Genomic DNA, 1,785 nt, shown 5'->3' on the forward strand with positions numbered 1-1,785 from the left:
CCGATTAGATATTAACGTTTTGAATATGGAAAGCTCCCCTCGCTCTTGGACCTTTACTCTTGATCACTTCGTGTTCTATTCCCGTCTTTTTACAAAATGCAGAATAAACGGCTGCACCATCCGTACACAGGATGGCATCACTATCTACTAGTGGTGATAAAGCCGCTTCTATGTGTATCGCATCAATTCTATCTAAGATAATTGTCGCTGTAGATTTATGTCTATCTCGTACAACTAATACTGGAATTTGATCGTCACTCGTTCCTCTCGTTTTTCCAACTCCGCCACGCTTCCTTGCTTCTCTAGGTAAATTTCGTTGGCCTTTGAATGACTCAAGGAAGAACGTTTCATCGGCTTCAACAATTCCCTCTTCATGTATTGCTTGATGAGTATTTGCCAAGGCTAGAAATCGATGACGCCACTGAAAAGCGGTATTCTTATTTACACCACATAATTTAGCGGCCTTTCTAATACTTAAACCATCAATTAAAGCCTGAGCATAGAGTAACCATTTATCTCGTTTACGTAGTCTTGCGAGCGGTGATTTTGTTAGTGGGTTGCACGTTTTGAGGCACTTTACACATCGATAACGCGGCAAACCATGGCTTGAACCCCAAGGCTTTAATTTTTCAGATTGGCAATGAGGACACTCGCGTAAAGTCGCTTTGACTGTTAATACTTCTTCAGCTGAGGTTTCTAGAGCTTCTAGATTATGGTGAAGACGTTGTTTCTGGCTGGGATTTAACAACTTAAGCTGTTGCAAAAAAGGAGTAAATTGTTGTTCATTCATGAGTATCACCTTGATAGTAATTAACACATAAATAAAGTATGGCAGGTTTACAACAGTTTACTCAGACATAGCCTTTTAATTACTGTATGTATTTAGAAACATCTTCATTACATTTTTTTATTTTCTTCTTCAAAACATCATCCTTTAATAGATCATTACTAATAATCTCACTCAGAGAGCCTGATACTTTGAAATACAACTCTAAACTTGAGCCACTATATTTTAGTGCATCGTCTAGAAATTGACTCTCACTTTTAAGGCCAGCCAAGTTTAATTGAAAAATAATTTCTTTAAGTTGTTTGCTAATAAGTTTACTCATTTAATTACCTGTATATGGAGTAGATACACCCGCACTAAAATTAGATACTACAACATCATTTGGGTTTACTACAACTTCGATAGCACCTCCGGGGTTAATACCATCAGGATCTGGCGGTGCTGTTCGTGTTACAAAATCTGCACCTGATTTTAAACTACCAGACTCATAAAAGTCAGCAACCTCAACATTGTCTCTTGGAATACCATATCGTGCTGCATAGCCTTGTGAATTTGGTGATTCTATAGCCCAGAATTGCCCTTCTGTTGCATCGCTTTTTCCCATTTTACCAATTCTATATAGTGGTGCCCCTTGCGCTACAGAATCTCGAACAGCTAACGCTTCAGGTGTCATTTCTTGATGAGCGACACTTTCCCACGGATCACCAGGAAATGTTTTGATACCGTCTTTAGGAATAGAAGAGTCAGGCTCATGTGCCTTCCCTTTATTATCTGGACAATCCTTAGATTTCAACCCAAACGGATCCACCCAGCCCACAGGATTCGGCACATACTGATAGTTATTACTACCGCCCAACAGCCCTATCGGATCTTGGTTTACAAAGCGTCCACAGCAAGGATCGTAATAGCGGAAGCGATTATAATGCATGCCCGTTTCGCTATCATGATATTGCCCCTGAAAACGGATATTATTCTCAACATCATTGACCAGTGCAACG

General features: G+C 39.8%; 2 protein-coding genes and 1 pseudogene. All 3 read right to left on the minus strand.

The window, feature by feature from the left end:
- Positions 1–10: 10 nt before the first annotated feature.
- Positions 11–790: pseudogene (locus CXF74_RS21250) on the minus strand (IS1595 family transposase); the annotation flags it as partial.
- A 79-nt stretch (positions 791–869) separates the two neighbouring features.
- Positions 870–1,109 (minus strand): hypothetical protein, encoded by a 240-nt coding sequence (locus CXF74_RS21255; protein WP_101084628.1) that lies wholly within the window; start codon positions 1,107–1,109, stop codon positions 870–872.
- On the minus strand, positions 1,110–1,785 hold a 676-nt coding region (locus CXF74_RS21260; protein ID WP_198552955.1), incomplete at its 5' end, for an RHS repeat-associated core domain-containing protein.

The sequence above is a fragment of the Psychromonas sp. Urea-02u-13 genome (genome assembly GCF_002835995.1).
Lineage (GTDB): Bacteria > Pseudomonadota > Gammaproteobacteria > Enterobacterales > Psychromonadaceae > Psychromonas.

Bases quoted from the DNA above. Each gene is read 5' to 3' on its own strand.
- CXF74_RS21255 (WP_101084628.1), bottom strand. From the start codon at position 1,109: ATGAGTAAACTTATTAGCAAACAACTTAAAGAAATTATTTTTCAATTA.